We start from the raw sequence: 1,044 nt of genomic DNA, 5'->3' as shown, positions 1-1,044 counted from the left end.
AGCGAGGATGGATCAGGGCCGGGGCCTTCAAGCTTTGCACCCACCATGGCACATCTCCGACTGAATCTGAATCGTCTGCCACGATACGCCCGAAGTCGGCTTTCACCGACTCTGTCTATATAATGGCTGAGACCATCTTCGGTCCCACCCTCACACTCTCGACCGGGCGCATCATCCCGACCCGCTGGGTCGGCGAGCAGCATGTCAAGGAGGACCTCGGCTTCATCCCGAGCTTTGCCGACTGGGTGAAGGCCATCCGGCCCGAACCTTGGATGGGCCGGTCGGCGCGGATCGAGGCGCTGGTAGATCCGCATCTCGCCTCGCCCGTGGTCGAGGTCGCCTGACATGACTGACCCGGCCTATCAGCGGTTCGGCCTGCCAGTGACGGCTTCGTCCTACGCCGTTCTGCGGGCGGCGGTCCGGGCGCTTCATCCCGACACGCGCGCCGTTCGCGGCTTCCAGGCTGCGCGCAAGCGCTTCTACCGGCAGATGCTCTGCGCGCATGCCGCGCGACAGGCGGCGGGCGACGATCCGGCCAGCTGATCGCTCCCGACCACCCCCTCATCCCGACATAGCTCCCGGCCATTTGGCCGGGTCTTCCCCATTCAGGAGGTCCCCATGGCGGATTACTTCACCCATTTCTCGTGCCTGCTCGACGTTGGCACCCCCGACAAAGCTGCCCGCGCGCTCGGCCTGTTCCAGGGCTTGTGCGAAGCCGATCAGGACGCCGACAACCCGGAGATCGCAGGCTTCGACATCGTGCGCCAGGACGCGCCCGAGGGCAGCAGTCTCTGGATCCATGACGACGAGCACGGCGATGTCGAAGCCGTCATCCGCTTCGTTCTGCGCCTTGCGGAAGACCTCGACCTCACCGGCCTCTGGGGATTCCAGTACGCCTTATGCCGAATTCGGCATAAAGCATATTATGCCGGGATCAGGATTATGCCGCATGGCCAGTGCCCACGCTTTAGAGCGTTGGCCTTGGCCATGCGGTCATTCGGCATATTCAGAGCGACTCGAGGAAGGCCAGCAGCTGATCGTCTG

At 64.0% G+C, this 1,044-nt stretch carries 2 protein-coding genes and 1 pseudogene; all 3 read left to right on the top strand.

Annotated features, from left to right (window positions below):
• Positions 1–122: 122 nt before the first annotated feature.
• Positions 123–344: pseudogene (locus FOA17_RS15505) on the top strand (DUF6915 family protein); the annotation flags it as partial.
• A 1-nt stretch (position 345) separates the two neighbouring features.
• The gene (locus FOA17_RS15500; RefSeq protein ID WP_149142419.1) at positions 346–543 is read left to right on the top strand and encodes a hypothetical protein; all 198 of its coding nucleotides are present in this window, start codon (positions 346–348) and stop codon (positions 541–543) included.
• A gap of 75 nt (positions 544–618) precedes the next feature.
• Positions 619–1,044: hypothetical protein (locus tag FOA17_RS15495; RefSeq protein ID WP_238991848.1), on the top strand; the 426-nt coding region annotated here is incomplete at its 3' end.

The sequence above is a fragment of the Gemmobacter caeruleus genome, from assembly GCF_008271655.1.
Taxonomy (GTDB): Bacteria; Pseudomonadota; Alphaproteobacteria; order Rhodobacterales; family Rhodobacteraceae; genus Gemmobacter; species Gemmobacter caeruleus.
This window is presented reverse-complemented; position numbering and strand designations above follow the sequence as displayed.

What these genes read in the sequence shown, in the direction of transcription:
- FOA17_RS15500 (WP_149142419.1), top strand. Translation starts at nt 346, where the DNA reads ATGACTGACCCGGCCTATCAGCGGTTCGGCCTGCCAGTGACGGCTTCG.